Origin of the sequence: Microbulbifer sp. SAOS-129_SWC (assembly GCF_039696035.1) — a bacterium.
GTDB lineage: Bacteria > Pseudomonadota > Gammaproteobacteria > Pseudomonadales > Cellvibrionaceae > Microbulbifer.
This window is the reverse complement of the sequence record NZ_CP155567.1, coordinates 2,044,377-2,070,334: the sequence shown is the minus strand read 5'-3', so window position 1 is coordinate 2,070,334 and position 25,958 is coordinate 2,044,377. Positions and strand designations below refer to the sequence as shown.

The window sequence follows — 25,958 nt, the reverse complement described above, 5'->3', positions numbered from 1 at the left end:
GTGGGCGCGGAGACTTCGGCATTTACAGGGGCTGGGCGGAGACATTACTCCGCAATTGGCAGGCTTAGTCTAGACTGACTCACATCCCCTATCAGGAACCGCCATGCACTCCGTACGCGACGCCCCAACGGAGAAAAGCTTAGCAAACATAATTCACACGGCTATTTGTTTCCCGTTAATGGCGGGATATAAGTGATCGCAAGAAATACCAAGAGGCAACTGAATAAAGCACCAACCGAGAAAACACCAAATCTTCCCCCCAACCAAAACCACTCCACGCCGGCAGTGTAGATCCAAACTACAACAGAAATTGTTGGAGCAGCTATTGTCGCTGCCAGAAATCTACTACTCCGCAAGCGCTCTTGTTTTTTAGGTCGAAGCTTTGCGAATTTGTATAAGTCCAAGTGAGCTTCGCGAATATATTTCGATGACTTTAACAGTGTATAAATATTAAGGAGCGGCCCGCCGACCAATAAAGCGACCACCATAACCTGGCCTTTAGATTTTGGTTCAGCTTGAATGGCTTCCAGAATCACCCCCCAGATCCCAGAGCGCGAAGAATTTACCACGGAAATGAAAATCATATCGACAATCAGTAGTGCCAACCACAGCGACCAACAGTAGCTCCACCACCGGACAAGCAGACGCTTAAAGTACATATTGAAATATTGTCAATATTTTGGATAGATTAAGGTCGGATCAAATTATCATTTATCCAGAGAAACCACCATTAGCAATTGCAATGGCAACATATCCAGCAGCGCCCTTTCATAAGCCTCACCCGCCGTATCCGGTCATTTCCAGATAGCCCGCGCCGGCAGCACTGCCAGTGACGGTAACAGGCCCCTCCCAGTAGCGCAAAGCACCCGGATTCCAGTAGTCGCCGGGCCAGGAACGGATTTCGAGATCCAGGTCCGCTGTCGGCACCTGCAGTTGCCAGGCCGCCGGCACCTTGCCAAAACGGCTGTCGCGGTTCTCGATCGGCGTGAGGGTGAATTCCCCGGCATCCAGTGTGCGCGCAGTGCCATCGGCGGCAACCAGGGTGCCCGAGTAAAAGTCTTCCGCACCGCGCACGCGGAACAGCATCAGGTAGCGGCCGTCGTCGAGGTGCAGCGCCATCCAGTCCCAGCCCTGTTGCTCCGGCTGCAGGTACTGGCTGCTCCATTCGCGGTCAAACCAGCCCTGCCCGCTCACCTCGAAGCGTTTGCCGCCGACCAACACCTCGCCGGTGATCGTCGGCAGCGGATAACTGAAATACATCGAGCCGCCGCCATTGGCGGACTTGGCGCTGAAGCCGCGATCGCCGTTCAGCACCACCGTGCGGCTGGGCCGAATCTGCAGATGGCAACTGAACGCGTCCGTCTCCAGATCCAGTTTCCAAGAGTCCTGTTCACCACTGGCCAATTGCCAGTTGTCGATCCAGGCCGCGAACGGCTGCGCGGTGACCCCGGCCTCGCCGGTGCCGCCGCGCGCCACGCGACTGGCAAAGCGGTGCTCGTCGGGGCGGCTCAGGGCCGCATGGGCCAGCCAGATTTCATTGCGCTGCCAGCCGGGTTGCGCATTTTTGTACGGGCCGGGCCGCACGCCCTGGCGGAACAGCGTCCACTGCACGCCGAAGCGCTGGCCGTCGACGCTGTGCAGGTTGGCGGTGAGGTACCACCACTCGAGGCGGTAGCGCGGGTGTGCGCCCATATCCTGCGGCAGGTGCACGGCCATTCCCGGCGCGGCCTGCTGGAAACCTGCGGGCGGATCGTGCAGCGCCGCAAACGAAGAGGATTCGCGATCCTCCTCCTGCGAGCAGCTGGCAAGTAATAGAAGCAGGATCAGCGCCCAAGCGCGGCTGGCTACAGTATTTCTTCTATTCATTTTTCAGCGTCTCCAGCCGCACCGGGTTACCCACCAGCGCGCCGACAAAGGCGCCGATCAGCAGGCACGCCAGCCATACCTGCAGCCAGAATCCGGGGTAGAGGTGCAGCGGCAGCGCCCAGCCGAAGGCCGCGGGATTGACCCGCGCCACCAGCACCCAGCCGAGGAAAATCCCGAGCGGCGTCGCCAGCAGCGCCAGCAGGCCGGTCACCAGCATACTGTGCGCGATCAGCCGCCGGCGCAGGCGCGGCCGCTGCACGCCGTACACATACAGCAGCGTATAGCTGCCCTGCCGCAGGCGGAAAATCACCAGTCCCATCAGCGCCAGCGCTGTGCCGGCCAGGGCCAGCGTCAGGGTGTTGAGCAGCCGGGTCATGCGGAAAGTGCGTTCGAAAGCCGCGTTGGCGGCCCGCTTCAGCCCCGCCTGGTCGCGCAGGCGGCTGCCGGCCAGCCACGGATACCGCGCCGGCCACTGCCGCCAGCGGATTTTATTCGGCGCCGGCGCCCCCAGTACAAAAGTCGTATAACGATCGGGCAGCGCATCCGGCAGCGCGGTGAGAGGCAGCAGCAGTTCGCCCTCGGGGCGGCCATAGTCGGCGTAGATACCGACCACGATGCGCGACAGCGGTTCTGATCCGACGCGCATCTGCACCCGGTCGCCCAGCGCCAGCGACTGGCGACGGGCCAGTTGCTCGTTGATCATGACCCCGCCTTTTGCCAGCGCTGCCCAATGCGCCGGCACCGCGGCGAGAAACGGCCAGCCCTGCAACAACGGCGACGCCGGGTCGACCGCCAGCAGGTCCACCGGCACCGAGTTCGAGAGCGCGCGACCGCGCACCATCGGCAATACCGCTGTCACCCCGGGCAACTGCTGCAAACGCCCGGCCATGGCCGCCGCATCCACCGGGCGGCCGGGATCCAGATAGAGATCCCCCTGCAGGCGCTGGTCGAGCCAGCGCGCAAAGGTGGATTCAAACCCGGTGACCATCGCCTGCACGCCGATGGCGGTGGCAATAGCAAACGCCAGCGCGGTCAGCGGCAGTTGCAGCAGCCGGCACAACGCGCGCATTTCGGAACAGGACCACTCCAGCAGTGGTTGCCGGCAGTGGCCCTCGGCCCGCGCCAGCAGCCGGTTCAGCACTTCCGGCAGCAGCAGACCGGCGCCGATCAGGCACCCCATGGTGGCGGCGAAGATCAGCCACAGCGGGCCGGCCAGCAGCAGCGCGATCAGCGACACCGCCACCACCAGCAGCGCCATCCACCAGCGCCAACCGCCCTTTTCCTGTGGCCCACGTTGTGTCCCGCCGACCTGCTCGCCCCGCAGCAGTAACAGATCGGCGCAGGCCCAGCCGACCACCACCACCAGGATCAGCACCATGCCCAGCCAGGTCTCCGCGCCCGGCGCGCTGCCGGCCACCGACTCGACACTGAACAGGCCTTTGAGAGTACCGCGAAAGCCCGCCGCCATCGCCGCTGCGAGACGCGCGCCCAGCCAGATCCCCACCGTGCCGCCGACCAGCGCCACCAGCAAGACCTCGACAATCAGCGCCCCCCGCAGCCGTGCGCGCCGGACGCCGAAGCGCTGCAGAATTTCCAGGCTGCGGCGCCGCTGTTCCAGCGCGAAACGGTAGACACTGCGCACCAGCAGCGCCGCCACCAGCAGTGCCAGCGCCCCCAGTGCATTGAGGCTGAGCAGAAAGGCGTTCACCAGCGGATCCGCCTGCACGCCGTAATCGCGCACTTGTGCGCGGTAGCCCGCGGGCAGCGGCACGCGTTTTACCTCGGCCGCCGGCAACAGGATTTCCAGCTTCGCGCGCCCGGCCGGCGCCAGCACGGCGGCCACGGAGATATCGGTCAGCAGCTGCCCGCCCGCTAATCCGTCGACCGGCTGCAGCGGGTATTGCCCGCTAGCCGGCAGCGACAACTGTCGCCAGCGGGCCAGATCTGCGGCGCTGCCAAACAGGGCCGGATGATCAAACTCCGCGACCAGCTGCGCGACCGCCGCCGCAGCCTCATCCTCTTCGCCCGGCGGCGGGCGGTACTGGCGCAGACAGGCGGCGCTGAACGGATCGATGCCGACCACCGCGAGCGCATCGGCAGCGGTCAATTGCACCGTCAACTGCGGCGAGGCACACAGCCCCGCGCGGCGCAGGCGCGCGAAGTCGGCGGCCTCCAGTGCGCGGCCATCGACGCGCACCACACTCAACAGCGGCTCCAGCGCCGCGCGCGAGCGCGCCACGGATTTCTCCGCCGCGCCGGTCAGCGAACGAACACCGCTCCACAGCATCGCCGCACACACCAGGATCAGCAGCAGGCCGGCCAGCTGGCCGGGGTGGCGGCGGTAATGGCTCAGGAAGACGCTGCCGAGTCCCATGGGTGTAGGGCTCCTTCGCGCAATTCGAGAATCCGGTCGCAGCGCTGGGCCAGCTCCGGGTTATGGGTGACGATCAGCGCGCCCAGCCCGCGCTCGCGGATCGCCTCGAAGAACAGCGGCGCGACCCGTTGCGCCGTGGCGTAATCGAGGCTGCCGGTGGGCTCGTCGGCGAGCATCAGTTGCGGCTGCATCACGAAGGCGCAGGCCAGCGCGGCCCGCTGTCGCTGGCCACCGGAAAGCTGATCGGGATAGCGCTGCGCGGTGTCGGCAATACCCAGGCGCTCCAGCAGCGCCTCGCCGTCGTGCCGCTGCAGGCCGGCCAGGCCGGCGCGAAAGGCGATATTGCGGGTTACGGTCAGGGTGGGAATCAGGTTGCCGTCCTGGAACAGCGTGGCGATACGGGTGCGGCGCAGTTCGGCCCAGGCGTTGTCATCCAGCTCGGAATGCGCGCGGCCGAATACCCGCAGCAGGCCGGCGTCGGGCGCCAGCAGACCGTTGAGCAGGTTCAGCAGCGTACTCTTGCCCGAGCCCGAAGGCCCGATCACCGCCACCGCCTCGCCGCGGCGCAGCTCGAGGGACAACCCGCGCAGCACGCTGATCTGTTCGCGGCCGTTGTGGTAGGAGCGGCCGAGATCGCGCGCCTCAATCAGGGCGTCATGCATCGTTTGCCGGGGCCTGGCCGCGGCGCCTCAACGCCATAGTCATCGTGGTTTGTATTCCCGGGTTCAGGCGCGCGCGGTGGCGCTTTGTTCGAGCAGATCGACGAGTATTCTCTCGACATGACTGCCGCCAATACCGATGCGTGCGCCCCGGGACAGGGTGGCCAGCGTCTGCACCGAGTGCGGAAATTGCCCCGAGACATAATCGCTGAGCGCGGACACCAGTTTCAGCGAAGTATCCCGGTTCGGCCCTGCGGGCGTATCCGCAATCGCCTTCGCACAGCGCTCGAGCCCGGCCAGGTCCCCCGCCGAGGCATACAGCCCGGCCACATGCAGGGCGATAAACGGGTGCCCGATCATTCCCCACACGCGCTCGATATGCGCGAGCACATCGTCGCGCAGCGGAAGCGGCTGGCCGCTTTTCAGGTACTCGCGGAGCAGGAAGCCGCCGCAATCCGCCAGCGTCAGGATCGGGCCACAGGTCGTGGTGGCGGGCGCGCTGAATTCCAGGTAACGCCGCATCGCCGCGTCGCGCTCGCCCATCTGCCACTCATCCAGCGCGAGATGCCAGTGCACGTGCCCGAACATCTGCCCTGCGCGCGCAGTGTCCTCGTGCTTGGCGAGCCAGTCGCGCAACAGCGTTGCCGACTCTTCGGCCGCGCCTTCATCGTGCAGCAGATGGGCCAGCGCATGGATCGAGTAGAGTGCCTGCGGCCGCATCTGCAGCGCGCGCTCGATCAGCTGCCTGGCGCGCTGGTATTGGCCGGCTTCACTGGCGGCAAACCCCAGCCGCGCCAGGAAAGCCCAGTCGTCCCCCAATACGGATTCTGCGGCTTCGAAAATACCCAGAACGGTTTCCAGCTTGGTGGGCCCGCCGTAGAAAAACAGGGTGCCCGCCAGCTGGGACATCACCAACAGGTCGCCGGGGGTTTCGCGCAGATAGGCTTCGGCCTTTTCCCGGGTAGCGCCGGGTTCGTCTATCAGGCCGACCAGCACTTCCACATGCTCGCGCTCCCAATCGCTCGCCGTCAATGCCGCGCGTTGCGCCAGATCCCGGTAACCGGTGGCATCGGGCTCACCAACGTCATTGGCCACGTAATAGCGCGCCGCCGCCGCCAAGGCAAAGTTTTTGTCCAGTGCGAGCGCCCGATCGAGGGTTTCCGCCGCACCGGACTCCGACCCCAGAATCAGATCGAGCGCGTCGCCGTATAACTGCGCGGCCTGGTCAGATTCACTCGTTAGTGTTTTACCGGTGCGTTGTTCCAACATCCAGAATCCCTCGTCCATCCTCCGCGGCTGCCGAAGCAGCCGCAGATCCATTTCTTATCAGTAACGATCGCCAGTGACGCCCTGATTAATCAGGGATTCAAGCCGCGCCAACTGTTCGCCCGTTAACGCAACGTCCTGCGACGCCCAGTTTTCCTCCAGCCGCTCGATGCTGCGCGTACCGGGTATGGTGGCAAGGGAAAGGTCGCGCGACAGCAGCCACGCCAGCGCGACTTGCGCCGCGGTGACCCCGGTCTCTGCAGCGATTTCAGCCACCAGATCGGCCAGCTGGCTGTTCCGCGCGATGGCCTCCTCGGTAAAGCGCGGGTTTTCCAAACGCCAGTCGCCGGGTTGCAGATCGCTGCGCGAGCGGATGGCCCCGGTCAAAAAACCGCGACCCAGCGGGCTGTAGGCGACAAAGCCGATATTGAGCCGCTTGATGGTCGGCAGGATGGCGGCTTCGACATCCCGCGACCACAGGGAATACTCGGTCTGCAGCGCGCTGATAGGATGCACCGCGTGCGCGCGCTCGATGGTTTCCGGGTCCGCCTCGGACAAGCCGATATAGCGCACTTTGCCCGCCTGCACCAAATCGGCCATGGCAGACACGGTTTCTTCAATCGGCGTATCGGGATCGACGCGATGCTGGTAGTAGAGATCGATATAATCCGTGTTGAGACGCTTCAGTGAGGCATCACAGCTCGCCTTTACATAGTCCGCGCCCCCCTTGATCCCCTGCCAGCTGCCATCTTCAGCGCGGCTGATCCCGAATTTTGTCGCCAGGGTAATCTGGTCGCGGCGCCCTTTCAGCGCCTTGGACAGCAAAATTTCATTGGTAAACGGGCCATACATATCCGACGTGTCCCAGAAGGTGCAGCCGATGTTCGCCGCCCGGTCGAGAACCTGGAGATTCTGGCTTTCCGATGACGAGCCGTAAAAATCCGACATGCCCATGCAGCCCAGACCGATGGCAGGCACACGAAGGCCCTGAGAGCCAAGATTGACGTGTTTCATAGCGCTGATGCCCCTTTGCTGAATTCGTTGGGGAAATGTTCCGCGAACAGTATTGCGTGGTTAGAGTAAAACTGTTGCTGCCGCCCCGGCAACTGCGCAGGCCGCGGGTTCAGCAGGCACGTGCATCTAGTGCCGGGCGAACTCCAACCCTGGGCGCCGAAACACGGGCAATTGCGCGGAATTTCCACCGCGAGGATCTAAACGCTGACACGACGAATTTAAATAGTTGAAGGCGCAGATCAGTCAGCCACCGGTATCGGACCCTCGATCTGCCGCTCCTCCTTGCCGTTCAGTTTGGCGTCGTCACCGAGGTATTTCACCTGCGCGCCCAGTATCCTGCCGTTGAACCGGAAGGGTGCCTGATCGTAGTACTCGATCGACACCGGTGAGCCGAGATCGACACCGAAATCGAGCGCATCGTTGGCCGTAAATCCGAGCGGTGCACTGACGGGAACCCGACCGGATGCGACTTCCCTGCCATTGACTTTCAGTACCACCTTCAGCGGTCCGGCCGGCTTGCGTTCGACGTACTGCGTCTCCACTTCAATCTTCGTCTTGCCGACAGGCAGTTTATTTTGATCCTTGATGTGGGTGCGCTGAATTTCGAACAGATTGTATTCGTAGGACAGTACGCCGTCCTTCACATACAGCGCAAGCCCCCCGGAGAAACCGCCCAGCGCGTAGATCACGCCGTTCGCCTTGGCCGGCACATCCACATCAACGCTGACCACATTGTGTTTGTTACCAAGTGCCGGCGCCGCAAATTCAGGCATTCGTGTGATGGGGCCCGGCAAAGTCCAGGATGTGTAGGGCGGCGTCACCCTGAGTTAGGGGTGAAAGATGGGAATCCACATGCCGCCACCGACGGGCAGCCCCTTGTTGCGGGTGAGCTCGATTAAAAACAGATCCTTCAGGTCTGCGAGCTTCGCAGGCATCTTGCCGGCGAGATCGTCGGCCTGCGACCAGTCTTTGGTCAGGTCGTAGAGTTGCCAGCGGTCCTGGTCCGGCGTCCACTGGAGGATATTCTTGGGAGTCCCGGCAAGCCACGGCAGGCGCGGACCGACGGCAGAGGCCATCCAGCCATTGTGATAAATTCCGCGGCTGCCCATGATATCGAAATACTGGGTGGGCTTAGCCACTTTTGCGTCAGCATCATTGAAGGTGCCGGCAAAGCTGACCCCGTCGAAGATATCCTGCGGTATGCCGTTGACGACACGGGGAGGCGTAATACCGAGAATATCGTAGATGCTCGGCACCACGTCATTGACGTGCAGGAACTGGGAACGCGGTGTGGAATCGGGCTTGATTTTCGCAGGCCAGCGCACAGCCAGCGGATTGCGCGTGCCGCCAAAATAGGAGGCGAGGAGCTTGGTGCCCTGATAGGGCGAGCTGCCGGCCCAGGCCCAACCGGCGTGATACATGTTATCGGTCTTGGGCGAGCCCAGCACGTCGAGGCCACCCAGGCCATCCAGCGCTTTGATCTGCTGTTCGGTGGTCGTCGGAATACCATTCTGCGCCAGCAATTCGCTAATCGTGCCGTTCTGGCCTTCGGCCGATGCGCCGTTGTCGCCCCAGAGGTAGAAGATCAGCGTGTTCTCGCCGTAGCCAAGGCGGTCGATTTCATCGACGATACGCCCGACCTGCGCGTCCACATGTTCGGTAAAGCCGGCGAACACTTCCATCAGGCGGCGCTGGAACGGCTTCTGGTCTGCGGGGATTGAATCCCACGACGGCAAAGTCGCCGGCCGCGGCGTCAACTTGGCGCTCTGTGGGATCCAGCCCAGGCGCTTGGCGCGCTTGTAGACACGCTCGCGGTACTTGTCCCAGCCGTCATCAAATTTGCCCTTGTATTTATCCGCCCATTCTTTCGGCACCTGATGCGGACCGTGCGAGGCGCCACTGGCCCAATACATGAAGAACGGCTTGTCGGGCGCGAGGGCCTTGTGCTGATCCAGCCAGTGGATGGCGTCATCGGCGAGGTCTTCGCTCAGGTGATAATAATTGTGGCCTCCGGACGTCTTCGGATGCTCGACATAGGCCGTGTTGCGCACCAGCATCGGCTCGTACTGTGACGCTTCACCGGCGAGAAAGCCGTAAAAATACTGAAAGCCGTAGCCGCTCGGCCAATTGTCGAAGGGCCCAACGGCCGTCGTTTCATTGGCGGGCGTATTGTGCCACTTGCCCCAGGCCGCGGTGCTGTAGCCGTAGTCCTTGAGCACCTCCGCTACGGTCGCGCTGCTCTTCGGGATCATTCCCCTGTAGCCGTCCCAATCGTTCGCCAACTCGGTGATCTGGCCGTTGGCCACGCGATTGTGATTGCGACCGGTTAACAGTGCGGCCCGGGTTGGCGAGCACATTGCGGTGGTATGAAACCGGTTGTAGGAGATACCGTCCTGCGCGATTCTGCTCAATGTGGGTGTGTGGATCTCGCCGCCGTAGGTATCCGTCTGGCCGGGGCCGACATCATCGATAAGCACAATGAGAATATTGGGCGCATCCTTGGGCAGATGGCTCACCGCGGACAGCGGGCTGTAGGTCGAGTCCTGTATCGTCCGCGCCGCCGTGCTGCCGGAAGGCTTGGGCGGAAATGGCAGAATCTCCTGGGCAGCAACCGGAAGTGCAAACACCGCACCAAGGGTTATGGCTGCAAGAATCACACGCGCTTTCATGCATTTTCCTGGCGATTTTTTGTCGACGCCGCGTTCCGCACTTTGCCCGGCCTGAAAATCAACTGGCGAATGGCGGTCTTATCTGGCGTCAACGGACCGATATTCATCTACACCAGTTAGTCTATCGTAGGAGAAGTTGGCGGAAGGGAAGCAGGCGAAGGATATATAGAGCAAGCAGTGCCAGATTGTTCAATCGGGAAATTTTTCTGCCACTGTTTCTGTCACTTTTTTGCCACTGTTTCTGCCACCGAAAGTCTCACATGGACTCAATGCGCGCAGCATCTGGCACCCACAACCAAAAGGCGACAAGGTATGGACACTGGCAGAACCGGTACCGAAAATTCTGACGTATTGGTGCTGTTCGGTGTCACCGGCGACCTGGCGCACAAGATGATTTTTCCGGCGCTTTACGCCATGGCCAAACGCGGCATCCTCAAGGTGCCCGTGGTCGGCGTCGCCAGCTCTAAATGGAGCCTGGAGCAGTTGCGCCAGCGTGCCGAAGACAGCATCCGGTGCGCCGGCGAGGTCGACGACCCGGAGGCCCTGCAACAGTTACTCGACAGCCTGCGCTATGTCGCCGGCGACTATAACGATGCCAGTACCTTCACCGCACTCAAACAGGCCCTGAACGGCGCCCGGCGCCCCGTGCATTACCTTGCCATACCACCGGAACTGTTTGCGTGTGTGATCGAGGGTCTCGGACAGGTGGGACTCACCGAGCAGGCCCGCGTCATCATCGAGAAGCCATTTGGACGCGACCTCGCTTCCGCGCGCGAAATCAACCGCATTGCGTGCTCCCGGTTCCGGGAAGAGTCGATCTTTCGCATCGACCACTACCTGGGCAAGGAAGCGATCATGAACATTCTCTATTTCCGCTTCGCCAATTCGTTCCTGGAACCGATATGGAACCGCAATACCGTGGCCAGCGTGCAGATTACCCTCGCCGAGGATTTCGGTGTGGGGGGCCGCGGTGCCTATTACGAGACCGCCGGCTGCCTGCGCGACGTGGTGGAAAACCACCTGTTCCAGATTGTCGCCCTGCTGGCCATGGAACCGCCGGCCTATCAGGGCTATGGCGCCGTACATGCGGAGAAGGCCAAGGTGTTTCAGGCCATGCGCCCGCTAAAGGCGGATGACGTAGTGCGCGGCCAGTACAGCGGTTACCGCGAGGAACCCGGCGTGGCCAAAAATTCCGACGTGGAGACCTATTGCGCGGTGCGGCTGTTTATCGACTCGTGGCGCTGGCAGGGCGTGCCCTGGTATCTGCGTTCGGGCAAATGCCTCGCGGTATCGGGCGCAGAAATCCTGGTGGAACTGAAACCGCCGCCCCAGCGGCTGTTCGACGATTCGGCACCGGAGCATGGCCGCACCAACTATATCCGCTTCCAGCTCGCCCCCAAGGCCGCCATAGCCCTGGCGGCACGCGTCAAACGCGCCGGACACGAGTTTATCGGAGAGCAGCGGGAGCTATTTCTGCTGGACGAACACGCCGATGTGCAGGGGCCTTACGAACTGCTGATCACCGATGCCATGGCCGGCAACGGGGCGCTGTTCACACACGAAAACGCCATCGAGGCCGCCTGGGCCGTGCTAGACCCGGTGCTCGCTGAGCACCCGGCGGCCATTCCCTACCCGCCGGGCAGCTGGGGGCCGAAAGCAGCGGATGCACTGATCGCAGCGGACAGCTTCTGGCACAACCCGGTGGCAAAGCACTGAGCTCGCCGCCCGTTTAATAGCGCTCAATGAGCAGGCGTGTTGGCGGGTGACAGGACGGCAGGCTCACACGCCCACAATGCGCGCGCGGAACTTGCGGCCTTTCAGCTTGCCAGTTTCGAGCTTGCCCAGCGCCTTCTTGGCCACCGGGCGCTCTACCGCCACGAAGGTGGAGAAATCGAACAGCTGGATCTTGCCGATCTGCGAGCCGGCGATGCCGCCTTCGCCAGTCAGGGCACCGACCACATCGCCGGCGCGCACCTTCTGCTTCTTGCCGCCATCGATCTGCAGAGTGGACATGACCGGCCGTGCCGGCGTGAATCCCCGGGGTAACTCCGGCACCGCCTGCAGTTCAATCTTCTGCTGCATGAGCTCTTCCAGCCGCTCCAGCTTGTGGATCTCCTTCTTGCTCACCAGCGACAGCGCCACCCCTTTCTGCCCTGCCCGCCCGGTGCGGCCAACCCGGTGCACGTGCACTTCCGGATCGCGCGACAGATGGTAGTTCACCACCACCGGCAGCTCTTCGATATCCAGCCCGCGCGCGGCCACGTCCGTGGCCACCAGGATGGTGGCGCTGCCGTTGGCAAACAGGGCCAGGGTGCGGTCGCGGTCCTTCTGCTCCATATCGCCATGGAGCGCCAGCGCGGCAAAGCCGGCGCGCTTCAGCGCCTGGGCGGCTTCGTCGGTTTCCCGCTTGGTGTTACAGAACACCAGCGCGGAGGAAGCATCAAAACTCGCCAGCAGCTGGTACAGCGCGCCGGGCCGCTCTTCGTTGTTCTCCACCCGGTAGTAATTCTGTTCGATGGTGCTCTGGGTGTGCGCCGCGGCCACCTCCACCTTGAGCGGATCGCGCAGTACCCGGGTGGCCAGCGCATCGATGGTTTTGGGGTAAGTGGCGGAGAACAGCAGCGTCTGCCGCTGCGGCGGCAGTTCCGCCAGAATCTGGTCGAGCACCGCCTGGAAACCCATATCCAGCATGCGGTCGGCCTCGTCCAGCACCAGCGTGTCCACCGCGCCCAGGTCCAGGTTGCCCTTGCGCAGGTGATCCTCGATGCGCCCGGGCGTGCCCACCACGATATGGGCGCCGTGCTTGAGCGAACCGATCTGCGGCCCGAACGGCATGCCGCCGCACAGGGTCAGGATCTTGATGTTGTGGATGGCCCGCGCCAGCTTGCGCAGCTCCCGCGCCACCTGGTCCGCCAGCTCGCGGGTGGGACACAACACCAACGACTGCACCCGGAAGCTGTCTGCCTGCAGCTTGTGCAGCAGGCCCAGGCCAAACGCCACGGTCTTGCCCGAGCCGGTCTTGGCCTGGCCGATCACATCCCGCCCGGCCACAATCGCCGGCAGCGCCGCAGCCTGGATTTCGGTCAGGCGCGCATAGCCGAGGTCCTCCAGGTTCTTGAGCAGGGCCTGCTGCAGCGGCAGGGACTGGAAATCGCGTGGGGGGGTGGCATCGGGGGTGGTATCGGGGGTGGTCACAACAGCGGCTCATTTGGGGAAATAGCCGCGTATTGTAGGTAAGTGCAGGCCGATTTCCCATTGGAAGCCGCAAAAAAGCCCGCGCCCAAAAATCTCCGCTCTTACCTTTCCCCGGGGATCATCGCCATACAGGCGGCTTATTTGGAGTTCTGATCTTGCTCGTAGTCCTGCGTGCACTCACCCTGTGAGCAATACACGATGCGGTAGCTGCCCCATCCGACCAGACCAGAGCCGGGATCCTCGATCGAGCCATTTAGCGCATCAACTGAAGCGAACGGTCCAGCCATAACGCCGACACTGCCGATGCAGTCTGTCGCCTTGTAGGGAATAAACGGCTCAGCTCTATCTTCCACGGCGGTAATATTGTTAATCCTCCGGTCTTCATACAAGACACAGGTGGCTGATTGTCCCGGCTGATACTTTATTCTGTCCTGCAAATCGCCCAGGACACTATCGTGCCCCCGGAAACCGCCTTTACTGCCCCACATAAATCCAAACACGTAAAATCCGTCTTTGGCGTTAAGAGGTGTCGCTTCGGCATCGTACTCAACGCATTTCAAGTCGACACTATTTCTCTTCGCATGCCATATCGAATCATCGTTGAAATCGACACAAATCTTTATATTGCCAAATGCACCCGTTCTTATATAAAACTCACCCACATCATCTTTCATCTTCGGATCATAGGGTGCAAAGTCTGTCTTGAATAAAATATGGCTTTTCCGCCCACTGGTGAGCAGTGTATAGCTTACCGGCCACACAATATCTTTCACATTAACCCGAACCCCCACGACATCCAGGCCACCAAAATGCAGCAAGCCCTGCACGTGAGTCCCCTTTCGGATCGCTGCCTCCAGGTCTTCCGAAGCCACCCCGTGAGCATCGGAAGACGGATCGGCCGACTCCCGAATCAAATCTTTCACCACCACGCTCAGCGCATCACCGGGCTCGGCAACGCAAACCCCGGAATAAAAAACGAACAAGAAAATGGAGAAAACCAGGCGCATATCAACTTCCATATTTTTAATTTATATAGTGAGGGAGACCACTGGCCCGACGCCATAAATCGGCTTTATCAAGCTTTGCGTGGCGAGGGCGCCACCAGCAGACCTGCACGTATTATTGTTCTGGGCATGCGAAGCCCTCGATTCAGGGGAGTAAGACTATGCAGTTTTTACCGCTGCCTCAAGATGTGAGTTCGGTGGGGCCAGGATATTTCTGTGGGTGGCAGGGCAAGAGCACAGGTCAATTTTTGGACGCGACCTGAAGCGAGATCATCTTCTCAAACGGCTGCAGCAGGGTTTGGAAATTATGTTCCGGCTCCAGCTGCTGCATCGCCGCCACAATACTCTCCAGCGTCGACAGGCTGTTCGGGAGCGACGAATGGCGGATCTGGTAATTGGAACTCAGTTCCCCCTCAAAACTCACCCTGGGCAGGTGCTGCAGCAGCGGATGCAGGTGCAGCATCTTCTTCGATTTACGCCAGTTCGCATCGATCACCACCAGCTGCTGCAGCGCGCGGGCCTGCGGGGTCCCGGGTTCCACCTGCGCCACTTCCGGCAACCAGTCGAGCGACGGATACAACAGTGCCGACGCCGGCTTCAGCAGCTGCGCCAGCTCTGCATCACGCAATGTCTCCGCCACCACCAGCCGGCTATTCTTCAGGCACAGGTGCGCCATACGCCCGGTGTTGAACGGGTGCTTCTGTTCCAGCGGGTGCTGTATGATCAGCACCTCGATTCGATTGGCGACCTCCACCAGAGCGCCGCAGTAGCAGACTTTGCGTGGGCGCTGGCAGGTTGGACAGGTTGGGCGTGGCATAGAGGCGTATGGACCGGAATAACTCCACTGATTCTTTTACTGCCCGGTGGCTCTCCGACGCAGAGACACCACTGGCCAACAAATTCTACCGCACCCACAAATTCCGCGGCAAAGCGCGGCGCAATGAACCCTGCATGGTGGTGCGCGACGGCAAGGGCCAGATTATCGCCTGTGGCTGCCTGCGCAAGCTGACCGACAGCCAGCTGCTGGCCGGCGTGGCGGTGGCGCCGGACTTCCGCGGCCGCGGTGTCGCGCGCTTGCTGCTGCACCGTATGGCGGAGGCCTATGACGAGGCCACGTTTACCTTTCCGTATCGGCACCTGGTGCCGTTTTACGAGTCACTCGGCTTTGAGGTGACTGACGCTGCGGGACAACCCTCGGCGATTGTCGATCGCTTTCATACCTACCTGAAACAGGGGCGGGATATTCTGATCATGCGCTATCGCGCCGGGTGACCGGGCGCAGCCCGCCGCTGCAGGAGGTCTCCCACTCCGCTGCTTTCGGGCCGGGAGAGGCGTCAAAATGCACTTCCGGGCGCGGCGGTCGGCATTCACAGTGTTCCGATCCCCGCGTAATCTAGACTTGGACTGGCAAAAATTCAGCCGACCTCACCCGCACAGGAGTGCTCGATGACGATCAGCATAACGAACCGCGCAAGATTGGCATTTGCGATCCTGGTGGTTCTACTCTTAGTGGCAACAGCAATCTGGTACTACCGGACATCCGGCCGCTTCACGACCTACCAGATTCTCACCGACGATCCCGTGTCCGGGCTGATTGCCGGTGCCCCGGTCGAATTTCATGGGGTGGATGTAGGGAGGGTAACCCGGGTGGAGCTCACCGGCCCCCGCTCCATCCGCATTCTGCTGGATGTCAATAAAGACGCGCCCGTCAGCCGTGCCACCGTTGCCACCGTCACGTCGCGCGGACTCGCCACCCGCGGGTTCACCGGCTATGTCTACATCCTGCTCGACAACACCGGTACCGAGCAGGGCCCACTCACCGCCGCCCCCGGCGCGCGCTACGCGCAGATACCCAGCGCGCCCTCGCGCTCGGTAAGCCTGGACACCGCTATCAGCCAGGTGAACAAGAACGTGCAGGTGCTGACGGAATTGGTGCGCAGCATCCTCGATGACAAAACGATTGCGTCCTTCCGGCATACGGTGGGCAACCTGCAGCAGGTCAGCCATATGCTGGCCGAGAACCAGCAGCGGCTCAGCGCAATCATCGCCAACACCGAGCAGGCCAGTGGCCGGCTCGGGCCGCTACTGGATAGGGGCAGCGACACCATGCAAGCGCTGCAACAGGTCAGCCACATGCTCACCACCAACCAGCAGGAATTCCATTCGATCATCACCAACACCGCGCAGGCGAGCGACCGCCTGGTACCACTGCTGGATTCAAGCAGTGATACCATCAACGCCATGCAGCTCCAGGTCCTGCCGGAAGCCTATCGGACCATGGCCGAACTGAACAAACTGACGAACTCGATGAACCACTTTACCGACAAGATTAACCGCGACCCGTCCATTCTGGTGCGCGGCAGCGCCGCGCCGCCCCTCGGCCCGGGCGAAACCAAATGAGAGACAGGGGATTCGCGCTGTTGCTGTTGTTTACCAGGATGACCCGGCTTTTTCTGGCGGCACTCGCCGTCACCATGCTGTCCAGCTGCGCGCTGATTTCCCCGGCGCAGGACGACATGCAGGTGGCGGTGATCGACAAGGTGCCGGCCGCACTCCCGCAACGGCAAACCCATCCGGCCACGCTGCTGGTGTTGCCGCCTGCCATCAACCCGGTTTACGACAGCGTGCGCATGGCCTACCGGACACGGCCCTACCAGGTGGAGTATTTCAGCCGCAACGAGTGGGGTGCCTCGCCGGCACAGATGCTGCTGCCGTTGCTGACCCGGACCCTGGAGAACACCCACTACTTTGACGCAGTGCTCACCCCACCCTACTTCGGCCCCTACCGTTTGGCGCTGCGCACCGAGATTCTGGAACTGACACAGGACTTCACCACCGAACCGGCAACCCTGCAGCTGGCCCTGCGGGCGCAGCTGGTCGAAAGGGTTTCGAACCGGATTATCGCCAGCAGGAACCTGTCGCTGCGCCAACCCATGCTGCAGAAAACCCCCTATGCGGGGGTTGTGGCTGCCAACGATGCCACCGCGCAGGCCCTGCAGCAGATCGCCGAATTTGTGCTGGAGAATGCGCAGTGAACGGCCGGTAAGAACCGGGCTCCCGCTAAGCTCCGGTGCCGGGCAGCATCTTTTTCAGGGTGTTATCCCGGTCGAGGAAGTGGTGCCGTAACGCGGCGCCCGCGTGCAGCAGGATAAAGCCGATCAGTGCGTAACCCAGCCACTGGTGAATGTCGATCAACAGCTGGTAGCGATACTCATTGTGGGGGATAAGATCCGGCAGCCGGACCCCGAACACATACACCGGGATGCCGGCCGCCGACGACATCAGCCAGCCGCTGATCGGCAGGGCGAACATGAAACCGTAAAAACACAGGTGCACAAAACGCGCAACCACCTGCTGCCAGTCCGGCAGGCCTTGCACCAGCGCCGGCAACACATTGCCCACACGCCACGCCAGCCGCACCGCGGCCAGCCCCAACGCCAGCATGCCGTACTCCTTGTGGTAGAGCACCAGCAGGACCTTGTCCTTGTTGAACCCGACATCCGGCAGGCTGCTCATGTACAGCCCCAGCACGATCAGCGCAATCAGCAACAGCGCCATCAGCCAGTGCAGAGCAATGGCGACGGCGCCGTAGCGCTGTTCCGTGTTTTTAAGTGCGGCCATCGATCATCTCGGTCGGTCAGGGACGGTTTACCCATACCTTATCGCACAACAGGGCCCCGTGCTTCGCGCCGCCTGCAACAGCAACCCCATTGCCTGCCGCCGGGCTATTGGGCGGCTGAAGCGGGCATAAAAAAGCGAGCCCCGCTTGAGGCTCGCTTTCCAGTTTAGCCATGACCGGCGTGCGGGATACACGCGATGGACTTCCGGCCTTATGGTGAAGGCTGCGCGATGGGCAGTATCAGCGGCCTACTCCCCATCCCAGACCGGCGCCAGGCGCTCGGCCTCCTCTGCGCGCACGTCATCGATGACTTCCATCAGGTCCGCGACATCGACGCTGGCGGTGTCCTGCTCGAACACCCCGGTGAGGGTGCTGTCCGGGTGCAAATCGCCCGCCTCATACAGCGCCCAGATCTCGCTGCCGTAATCGGTGGCCAGCAGTTCCGGGGCGAAGCGGCCGAAATAGGCGCGCATATTGTCGACATCGCGCTGCAGCATCCTGGCCGCGTGGTTGTTGCCGGCCGCGTCCACCGCCTGGGGCAAATCGATGATCACCGGGCCCTGGGGGTCCAGCAGCACGTTGAACTCGGACAGGTCGCCGTGCACCAGGCCCGCGCACAGCATGCGCACCACGTCGGCCATCACCTGGCCGTGGTAATCGCGGGCCTGCTCCGCGCTCAGCGTGACGTCGTCCAGGCGCGGGGCCGCGTAGCCCTCGTCGTCGGCCACCAGCTCCATCAGCAGCACACCGTCGACAAAGCCGTATGGCTTGGGGACGCGCACGCCGGCCGACGCCAGCCGGTACAGCGCATCGACCTCGGCACTCAGCCAGGCCTGCTCCTGCTCCTTCTGGCCGTAGCGGGTCTTCTTCGACATGGCCCGCGCGCGGCGGCTGTTGCGCATCTTGCGGCCTTCCTGGTACTGCACCGCCTGCTTGAAGCTGCGCTGTTTGGCCTCCTTGAACACCTTGGCACAGCGCAGGCTGTCGCCACAGCGCACCACATACACCTGCGCTTCCTTGCCGCTCATCAGCTGGGCCATGACCTCGTCGACCAGGCCATCGTCGACCAGCGGTTGTAATCTCTTGGGTACTTTCATAGATCTCGATTTGATCGTCAGCGGAGGCGACCTGCCGGCCGCACATCCGCCGATTGCTTGTTTCCTATCAGCGGTGCGCCAGCGCGTAGTCGATCGCCGCACACACCGCGACGGCCTGCGCGGTATTGCACTGCTCCGGCGTGGCGCGGGGGCTGTCGGGGTAGACCTCGGTGGTGGTCTTGTAGGGGGCGTTGGTGATGCTGGCGCACAGGCCCAGCTGCTTGAGCGGGTACTGTATCACGCCGGGCGCGACCACCGGCGAGCCGATGATCTCGTTGTTGTCGTCCGCCGGGGCGATATGGGTCACCTTCTCCACCGCCGCGATCACCGCCTGCTGGAATTCCGGCTGCGGGTGCTCGCTGTCGTCCACCAGATAGAAGCCATCGGGAATGCCGCCCGGTGTGAACGGCTTGCCGTCGCGGGCCGCCAGCGCGGGGCGGAACTCGGTTTCGTCAGTATCGGTGGTCTCGTGCAGGTCGATATGCAGCAGCGCGATGTCGCGGATCGGCGCCACCAGCCGCATCAGCGCCGCCGATTCCCCGGCCGGGCTGTCTTCGCGGAAGGAGCGGTTCGGGTCGATGGCATCCGGGTTCCAGCGATGGATGCGCTCGTAGCCCCAGGGGCTGACACAGGGCGCCACCAGCAGGTTGACACGACCGGCGTACTCCAACCCGTGCTGATCGACGAACTGCAGCGCACCGTGTACGCCGCTGGTCTCGTAGCCGTGCACCCCGCCCGTCACCAGCACCACCGGCAGATCGTCCCGCCAGTCGCGGCTGCGGATCGCCAGCAGCGGGAAGCTTTCAGAACCGTATTCCAGGCGGCCGTACTCCTCAACGTCGAAGCGCGGGCGCAGGGGCTCGATGGCACTCAGCACCTCCGCCTCGTAACTGCGCTGGCGGGTCTGGCGCGACAGCCACTCGGCGCGCTCCGCGTCGCCCCAGGGGGTGTCGGGGGTACCGATTGGGTAGGATGCTGGGGCGGTGCTCATACTGCGATTCTCCAGTGATATCTGAGGCTGGCGGGCATTCTAGCATCCGGGCGGGAACATCGTGGATGATCGCCACAGCTGCCGATCCAGCTCCCTGGCTGCTTGGAGAAATACATCAGTCTAAGAGGCTATCTGGCTGACACAGAATTTTGAACCCCCTCTGCAATCGGCGAGGTACTACACCTGAGTGTGCAGTACCTCTATAGGTCTAGATCCAGATGGGCGGCTGAAGCACTTCCACTGAAGAAGCTTCTACAATAGAAACTTCAGGTACATGGCGGACACTGTTGTCAGATGGTGGGCGATAGCCTAAAGAGTCCTTCACCCAGTTGACGGGGGCCGGCTAATGAGTGACCCCAGTTATTAATATGCTCGCAAAATTGGGCTGTAGCTATCGGTTAGATAACGGTGTTGCCTGCCGCTTCTTCTGCTGCGCTCTCATATTCATGTTACGATATTGCTGATCACAATAGATCGCGTTCGACTGCCTTTCCCGAGCATTTACTGACGCATCAAAATAATTACTTTGACACCAACCACTACTTTTCTGCTCTGGAAATGGCTTTTCAAGCGCATAACTATTCGTTACGGGTCCCGAGCTGGAGCAGCCAGCAAACCCAATCGATAGTAAAAAAACGCAGCAATACATTCTTATATTATTCATATTTCCCTTCCTTAGTATTTAATGAAACTATCGAAAAAACAGTAACACCAGCTTCGCCTTAAGGCGCATTGCTTAAATCGTTTATTACCTCGACTACCATTTCAACACACTCCCACTAAATAATCACCCCGTGCGGCAAAAGCCCCAGCTTACTGGTGCACCAATGCGTAGTCGATGGCCACACACACCGCGACGGCCTGGTCGGTATTGCACTGCTCGGGCGTGGCGCGGGGCTATCGGGGCGGGTGTGCTGGCCGGCTTAGCGGTTGGCACATTTCTGCTCGGCCGCTCGTTAACCGATCTAGGGCGGGATCGAAGCGGCGAATCACTCGACAAAATCCGCTAAGCCCGGAAGAGCGGGTCGCCGATTCCCTACTCTTCCTGACCGCCCTCCAGTCGCGCAGCCACTTCCCCTGCCAGCTCGATGAATGCCCGCGCCGCGGCACTTTGATAAGCGCCCTTGCGCCACATCAGCACGGCGGTGCGCTGTAGGCGAACAGGATCGAGCTTGAGGGCCACCAAGCCTTCATGGGCAAGCGCAATGGGCGTGGGTAGCAAGGTCGACAGTGTCGTCCGGCGCACGATTTCGATCACCGCACTGATGGCATTGGCCTCCATCCGCACCTGGGGATGAATGCCGTGTTGCTGGCAGAAGCGATCAATCTGCTCGCGGGTGGCAAACTCCGTACCGAGCAGAACCAGCGATTGCGCGCTCAGTGCCTCCAGCCCGATGGACTGCGCCTTGGCCAAGGGGTGCCGGTTATTGACCACCAGCGCCAGGGTTTCGACCAGGAGCGGGCTGGCCTCAATGTCCTGGGCCTGCACGTCCTCGAACGCGATCCCCACATCCAGCAGATCCGCGAGTAATAGCTCCTCCATGCGCTCCTGGGACAGCTCCCGCACGTCCATGGTGATAGACGGATAACGGCCGTGAAAGGCTTCGACCAAGGGGCCCACCAGGTAGGTCGTGAAGGTTGGCGTGACCGCCACCCGAAGCGAGCCTCGGCTGAGGTCGCTGACATCATGGATAGCGCGCTTGGCCTCCTGTAGCTCCTGCGCTGCCCGGCGTGCATAGCGCAGGTAGACCTCACCCACATCGGTCAGCCGCGTGGTACGCCCCGAGCGGTCGAACAACTGCGCACCAAGGCTTTCCTCCAACTGCCTGACCTGCTGCGACAGGGCCGGTTGGGATACATGCAAGGCCGCCGCGGCCCGAGTGAAGCTCAGATGCTCCGCCACTGCGAGGAAGTACTGGATGTGTCGGGCAAGCATAGTCACTCACATAAGATTATCTGATCGACCTGATAATAAATGAGACTTTTACCTTATGTCACGTGATCCGTAATCTTTGCCTCCACACACCGAGAGACAGAGGCAATAGCCATGAAAGATATCATTGACGGCTTCCTGAAATTCCAGCGAAACGCCTTCCCGCAGCGGGTCAAGCTGTTCAAGGACCTGGCCACCCAGCAAAGCCCACGGGCGCTGTTCATCTCCTGCTCCGACAGCCGACTGGTGCCGGAACTGGTGACCCAGCGCGAGCCAGGCGACCTGTTCGTTATCCGCAATGCCGGCAACATCGTGCCGTCCTACGGCCCTGAGCCGGGCGGTGTATCCGCCTCGGTCGAGTACGCTGTCGCGGCGCTGCAAGTCGCGGACATCGTGATCTGCGGCCACTCGGACTGCGGCGCCATGACCGCCATCTCCACCTGCAAATGCCTGGACCACATGCCCGCCGTAGCCGGTTGGCTGCGCTACGCCGACTCCGCCCGGGTCGTCAACGAAGCCCGCCACCATGAGGACCCGCACAGCAAGGTCAGGGCCATGGTGCGTGAAAACGTCATCGCCCAGCTGGCCAATATCCAGACCCACCCGTCAGTACGCCTCGCCCTTGAAGAGGGGCGCGTCACCCTGCACGGCTGGATCTACGACATCGAGAGCGGCCGTATCGACACTTTCGATGGCAGCACCGGCAAGTTCGTGTCCCTCGCGGACAACCCGCAAGTACACGCTGTTTCCCATCCACCCAAGCACGCCGCCTGAACCCTGAAACTCCAATCCACCCATGGAGACAACACCATGACTCAATCGCAAACCACCCAAGGAGACAACACCATGATCCAGTCACAAGCCACCCAGAGCGTTCGCCAGGCCCTGACCGAAGTCATCCTCATGGCCAAGGCCCGCAAAGACCTGTCGTATGCCCAGATCACTGAGGGCACCGGCCTGTCCGAAGCCTTCGTCACCGCCGCGCTGCTGGGCCAGCATCCGCTGCCCGCCAGCGCAGCCCAGGTGGTCGGTGAAAAGCTCGGCCTTGACGCCGATAGCATTGCCCTGCTGCAAACCGTACCGGTGCGCGGCTGCATGGAGCGCGGTGTGCCGACCGACCCTACGATCTATCGCTTCTACGAGGTTTTCCAGGTCTACGGCACCACGCTGAAAGCACTGGTACACGAGAAATTCGGAGACGGCATCATCAGCGCCATCAACTTCAAGCTGGACATCAAGAAGGTCGAAGATCCTGAAGGCGGTTCCCGCGCGGTGATTACGCTGGATGGCAAGTACCTGCCGACCAAACCTTTCTAAACCCATGATAAACGGCCCGACGCCTGGCGGCGTCCGGGCCCCAATCTTCCGGGACAGGTAAACATCGATGAAAGCATTACTGCCTCACTTGCCTGCGGCCTTTGTTCACAGGCAATGGGGGCTCCAACAACTGACGCTGATGGGCATTGCAGTTACCGATGTGAGGAACAAAACACATGGATATTATCTTTCGAAACGTGCGCATCGATGATGCGCAACCGTTGGTGGATGTAGGTGTGCAAAACGGCAAGATCGCCGCGGTTACCCCTACCATTGCAGCACGCGCAAAGCAGGAAATCCAAGGCAACGGGAATGTGCTGATCCCGGGGTTTGTCGAAGGCCACCTGCATCTGGAAAAAGCCAATGTCATGCATCGTAAGGCCAATCGCTCGGGTACCTTGAGTGAGGCCATTGCGGTGACTGCAGAACTCAAGCCCACGCTGACCCGAGAAGACATTGTGGAGCGTTCGACCCAGGTTTTGCGCACGCTGGTGCAGGCGGGCAGCACCCATGTCCGTGCCCACGCCGAGTTCGATCCGTCACAGGGATTCACCGGCCTGGATGTGGTGTTGGAACTGCGCGACAGATTCCGTGATTTCATTGATATCCAGGTGGTCGCTTTTCCGCAGGAAGGGATACTGAAGCTGCCCGGCATGCAGGAAATGATGGTCGAAGCCATGGACAAGGGCGCCGATGTCGTTGGCGGTATCCCTTACAACGATATTTCCCCCGTTGAGCACATCGACTTCGTCTTCGACCTGGCCAAGCGCTACGACAAGGACATCGATTTGCACCAGGATTTCGCCGATGATGCTGAGCACATGACGATCGAATACGTTGCCCGCAAGACCCTCGCCGAGGGTTATCAAGGGCGTGTCTGCGTTGGTCACCTTACAAGCCTGGCGGCCGTGGCACCCGAGCGGCAGGCAGCCATCATCGAGTTACTGCGCAAGGCCGGTATCAGCGTAATGTGCTTGCCCGCCACCGACCTGCATCTGGGCGCCCGCGGCGACAGCCATAACGTGCGCCGGACTTTGACCCCAGTGCGGGCACTGCGCGATGGCGGCGTGAACATCTGCCTGGCGACCAATAACATCCGCAATGCGTTCACCCCTTATGGCACGGGCGATCTGCTGAACATCGCGCAACTTGCCCTGCCTGCCTGCCATCTGGGCGGTGCGGATGACCAGGCCACGGTGCTCTCCATGCTTACCACAAGCCCGGCAAAAGCCCTGAGGTTGAATAATTACGGCCTGGCAGTGGGCAACGATGCGGACTTGGTGCTGCTGGACACCCGTGCGGTCAGTGATGTCATTCTCGATCTGCCGGCGCGGCTGATGGTGCTCAAGCGCGGTAGAGTTGTGGCGACATTCGAGCAACATCGCTCAGTGGTATTCTGAGGCCTCACACACCGGGATTGAAACCTGCTGCGCCCAGGTTGCACGAGCAGCTACTTGTGACCCGCACCTACCGCCCCGCTAAAGTCAGCTATGAAGCGCAAGCTGGCAGTCGTGAATGAGGGTTATTGCATGGCTAAAATGCTGTCTCCTGAGGTCTCGGGAGCAAGCTAACGGACAGGCAGAAGCCCTCTTCCGAAGGGCAGCTTTGAGTCGAGATCTGCCTATCGTCGCAGTGACGCTCGCCCACCGCCCGAAATGAAGGGGGTCAGATCAAGATTTTGGCGCTAGCTTAGTGGAATGTATGTGATGCCAAAATGTTGATCTAACCCCATTATTGCCCCCATTTATTAGACAGGATCAATCGAGTTGACGGTGTGCTTCATTGGACCGGCGGGTATGCGGCTCATGCACCAGGCGTACCTGATCGCGCTTATCAGTTTTCTTTTTGGACTTCTTTTCCTTTTTCTTTGGCTGCTCGGCCTCCTGGTGCGGAGCTGGCTTCGCGGCAGCATTGCGCCGATCAGTTGGCGCATTGCGCTGGCGCTGAGGCTGGCCGCGCTGGGTTTGTGGCTTGGGCCTGTGGCGCACCGTGCGGCGATCGGCCTCCTGGTGCGAAGCTGGCTTCGCGGCAGTATTGCGCCGATCATTTGGCGCATTGCGCTGGCGCTGAGGCTGGCCGCGCTGGGTTTGTGGCTTGGGCCTGTCGCGCACCGTGCGGCGATCGGCCTCCAGGCGCGAAGCTGGCTTCGCGGCAGTATAGCGCTGGCGCTGGGGCTGGCCGAGCTGGTTGTGTGGCTTGGGCCTGTCACGCACCGTGCGGCGATGGGTTGCCGGGCGCTCTAATGCAGGAACAACTCGTGGGCCGCGAATGCCGGCTGGCTTGTCCGCAAGTTTAACTGCCCGCTCGTTCCGACTTGGATTCCGACGTGGATTCCGGGGTTCATTACGGCGATCCCCGCTCCGGTTATCCACCTGAGACGCCCGCCGCTTTGGCTCCGCTATGCCAGCAAACCCATGTTCGCCGCCTCGGCCACGATTCTGGCCCTGCCCACGACGATCCTGGCCCTCCTCACGACGATCACGTCGATACCCGTTGCTTTCATGCCGGTACCGCCGGTTGTAACCGTCGTCATGATCGTTCCGGCGCGGCGCTCTGTACTGGTGTCCTCCGGCATAACGAGGGCCGTGGCGGCGTAAGCGCGTCTGCCAGCGACCTTTGAAGTTTGCCGAGATAGTCAGATTCGGGGCCGGATACCAAGGGCCGCGCCAGTGATTGGCACTGATCCAATGGTCCTGATGCCAACGATAGTAACGACCCTGTCGAAAGAAAATGTCGCTGCGGTCGTAGAATACGTAAACGCCGAGGGTATCGTCGTAGTAGCGACGGCCGGGATCGGTCATCACTGAATAGGAGTAAACCGGAGGAGCCTTCCGGACATAGGATCTCTCAACGAACACCGGCGTAGCTGGGTAGGTGACACAGCCACAGAGCGTCAAAGTGATGGTGAGAGCGGCGAGTAATCGGTATGGGACCTGGCGCATGGTGCGTTTTTC

24 protein-coding genes are annotated in these 25,958 nt (G+C 61.6%); 8 read left to right on the top strand and 16 right to left on the bottom strand.

Annotation, left to right across the window (positions count from 1 at the left end; translation table 11 throughout):
• Positions 1-161: 161 nt before the first annotated feature.
• The 8 genes from ABDK11_RS08975 to ABDK11_RS08940 form a co-directional block, all read right to left on the bottom strand.
• Positions 162-536 (bottom strand): hypothetical protein, encoded by a 375-nt coding sequence (locus tag ABDK11_RS08975; protein ID WP_346839953.1) that lies wholly within the window; start codon positions 534-536, stop codon positions 162-164.
• A gap of 241 nt (positions 537-777) precedes the next feature.
• Positions 778-1,866, bottom strand: a complete 1,089-nt coding sequence (locus ABDK11_RS08970; RefSeq protein ID WP_346839952.1) for a lipocalin-like domain-containing protein — start codon at positions 1,864-1,866, stop codon at positions 778-780.
• Positions 1,859-4,240, bottom strand: a complete 2,382-nt coding sequence (locus ABDK11_RS08965; RefSeq protein ID WP_346839951.1) for an ABC transporter permease — start codon at positions 4,238-4,240, stop codon at positions 1,859-1,861. Before ABDK11_RS08965 ends, ABDK11_RS08970 begins: the two co-directional genes overlap by 8 nt.
• On the bottom strand, positions 4,216-4,902 hold the full coding sequence (locus tag ABDK11_RS08960) for an ABC transporter ATP-binding protein (RefSeq protein ID WP_346839950.1): 687 nt from the start codon (positions 4,900-4,902) through the stop codon (positions 4,216-4,218). Before ABDK11_RS08960 ends, ABDK11_RS08965 begins: the two co-directional genes overlap by 25 nt.
• A gap of 63 nt (positions 4,903-4,965) precedes the next feature.
• On the bottom strand, positions 4,966-6,168 hold the full coding sequence (locus ABDK11_RS08955) for a hypothetical protein (RefSeq protein WP_346839949.1): 1,203 nt from the start codon (positions 6,166-6,168) through the stop codon (positions 4,966-4,968).
• 57 nt (positions 6,169-6,225) lie between these two features.
• A complete protein-coding gene (locus ABDK11_RS08950; RefSeq protein WP_346839948.1) occupies positions 6,226-7,179 on the bottom strand; it encodes an aldo/keto reductase in 954 nt (317 codons plus the stop codon).
• A gap of 239 nt (positions 7,180-7,418) precedes the next feature.
• The gene (locus ABDK11_RS08945) at positions 7,419-7,952 is read right to left on the bottom strand and encodes a hypothetical protein (protein ID WP_346839947.1); all 534 of its coding nucleotides are present in this window, start codon (positions 7,950-7,952) and stop codon (positions 7,419-7,421) included.
• Between the two features lie 54 nt (positions 7,953-8,006).
• Positions 8,007-9,848, bottom strand: coding sequence for an arylsulfatase (locus ABDK11_RS08940; RefSeq protein ID WP_346839946.1), 1,842 nt, complete (start codon positions 9,846-9,848; stop codon positions 8,007-8,009).
• A gap of 312 nt (positions 9,849-10,160) precedes the next feature.
• Between ABDK11_RS08940 and zwf the strand changes: the two genes are divergently transcribed.
• Positions 10,161-11,564 carry a glucose-6-phosphate dehydrogenase gene (zwf, locus tag ABDK11_RS08935; RefSeq protein ID WP_346839945.1) on the top strand — a complete coding sequence of 468 codons (1,404 nt, stop codon included), beginning with the start codon at positions 10,161-10,163 and terminating at the stop codon, positions 11,562-11,564.
• A gap of 63 nt (positions 11,565-11,627) precedes the next feature.
• Here zwf and dbpA read toward each other — a convergent pair whose 3' ends face one another.
• The 3 genes from dbpA to ABDK11_RS08920 all read right to left on the bottom strand — a co-directional run bounded on the left by dbpA (position 11,628) and on the right by ABDK11_RS08920 (position 14,864).
• Positions 11,628-13,043, bottom strand: coding sequence for an ATP-dependent RNA helicase DbpA (gene dbpA, locus ABDK11_RS08930; protein ID WP_346839944.1), 1,416 nt, complete (start codon positions 13,041-13,043; stop codon positions 11,628-11,630).
• Positions 13,044-13,180: 137 nt separating this feature from the next.
• Positions 13,181-14,062, bottom strand: a complete 882-nt coding sequence (locus tag ABDK11_RS08925) for a hypothetical protein (RefSeq protein ID WP_346839943.1) — start codon at positions 14,060-14,062, stop codon at positions 13,181-13,183.
• Positions 14,063-14,288: 226 nt separating this feature from the next.
• Positions 14,289-14,864 (bottom strand): tRNA-uridine aminocarboxypropyltransferase, encoded by a 576-nt coding sequence (locus ABDK11_RS08920; RefSeq protein ID WP_346839942.1) that lies wholly within the window; start codon positions 14,862-14,864, stop codon positions 14,289-14,291.
• Between the two features lie 8 nt (positions 14,865-14,872).
• On the opposite strand from ABDK11_RS08920, the gene ABDK11_RS08915 reads away from it, so the two are divergent.
• The 3 genes from ABDK11_RS08915 (at position 14,873) to ABDK11_RS08905 (ending at position 17,082) form a co-directional block, all read left to right on the top strand.
• On the top strand, positions 14,873-15,319 hold the full coding sequence (locus ABDK11_RS08915) for a GNAT family N-acetyltransferase (protein ID WP_346839941.1): 447 nt from the start codon (positions 14,873-14,875) through the stop codon (positions 15,317-15,319).
• A 174-nt stretch (positions 15,320-15,493) separates the two neighbouring features.
• The gene (locus ABDK11_RS08910; RefSeq protein WP_346839940.1) at positions 15,494-16,447 is read left to right on the top strand and encodes an MlaD family protein; all 954 of its coding nucleotides are present in this window, start codon (positions 15,494-15,496) and stop codon (positions 16,445-16,447) included.
• On the top strand, positions 16,444-17,082 hold the full coding sequence (locus tag ABDK11_RS08905; RefSeq protein ID WP_346839939.1) for an ABC-type transport auxiliary lipoprotein family protein: 639 nt from the start codon (positions 16,444-16,446) through the stop codon (positions 17,080-17,082). The genes ABDK11_RS08910 and ABDK11_RS08905 overlap by 4 nt, the downstream gene beginning before the upstream one ends.
• Positions 17,083-17,107: 25 nt before the next feature.
• On the opposite strand, the gene ABDK11_RS08900 is transcribed toward ABDK11_RS08905, so the two are convergent.
• The 4 genes from ABDK11_RS08900 to cynR form a co-directional block, all read right to left on the bottom strand.
• On the bottom strand, positions 17,108-17,668 hold the full coding sequence (locus tag ABDK11_RS08900) for a cytochrome b (RefSeq protein WP_346839938.1): 561 nt from the start codon (positions 17,666-17,668) through the stop codon (positions 17,108-17,110).
• Positions 17,669-17,914: 246 nt separating this feature from the next.
• A complete protein-coding gene (locus ABDK11_RS08895) occupies positions 17,915-18,763 on the bottom strand; it encodes a PA4780 family RIO1-like protein kinase (RefSeq protein WP_346839937.1) in 849 nt (282 codons plus the stop codon).
• A gap of 67 nt (positions 18,764-18,830) precedes the next feature.
• On the bottom strand, positions 18,831-19,754 hold the full coding sequence (locus ABDK11_RS08890; protein WP_346839936.1) for a M14 family metallocarboxypeptidase: 924 nt from the start codon (positions 19,752-19,754) through the stop codon (positions 18,831-18,833).
• A gap of 1,036 nt (positions 19,755-20,790) precedes the next feature.
• The gene (gene cynR / locus ABDK11_RS08885) at positions 20,791-21,690 is read right to left on the bottom strand and encodes a transcriptional regulator CynR (protein ID WP_346839935.1); all 900 of its coding nucleotides are present in this window, start codon (positions 21,688-21,690) and stop codon (positions 20,791-20,793) included.
• Between the two features lie 111 nt (positions 21,691-21,801).
• On the opposite strand from cynR, the gene ABDK11_RS08880 reads away from it, so the two are divergent.
• The 4 genes from ABDK11_RS08880 (at position 21,802) to ABDK11_RS08865 (ending at position 25,247) form a co-directional block, all read left to right on the top strand.
• Positions 21,802-22,461: a carbonic anhydrase gene (locus ABDK11_RS08880; RefSeq protein WP_346839934.1), complete on the top strand. Its 660-nt coding sequence runs from the start codon at positions 21,802-21,804 to the stop codon at positions 22,459-22,461.
• A 72-nt stretch (positions 22,462-22,533) separates the two neighbouring features.
• Entirely contained in the window at positions 22,534-23,004 is a 471-nt protein-coding gene (gene cynS / locus ABDK11_RS08875) for a cyanase (protein ID WP_346839933.1), read from the top strand.
• Positions 23,005-23,180: 176 nt separating this feature from the next.
• Entirely contained in the window at positions 23,181-24,404 is a 1,224-nt protein-coding gene (locus tag ABDK11_RS08870; RefSeq protein WP_346839932.1) for an amidohydrolase family protein, read from the top strand.
• Positions 24,405-24,809: 405 nt separating this feature from the next.
• Positions 24,810-25,247, top strand: a complete 438-nt coding sequence (locus ABDK11_RS08865) for a hypothetical protein (RefSeq protein ID WP_346839931.1) — start codon at positions 24,810-24,812, stop codon at positions 25,245-25,247.
• A 155-nt stretch (positions 25,248-25,402) separates the two neighbouring features.
• Here ABDK11_RS08865 and ABDK11_RS08860 read toward each other — a convergent pair whose 3' ends face one another.
• Positions 25,403-25,537, bottom strand: a complete 135-nt coding sequence (locus ABDK11_RS08860; protein WP_346839930.1) for a hypothetical protein — start codon at positions 25,535-25,537, stop codon at positions 25,403-25,405.
• Positions 25,538-25,958: the final 421 nt, after the last annotated feature.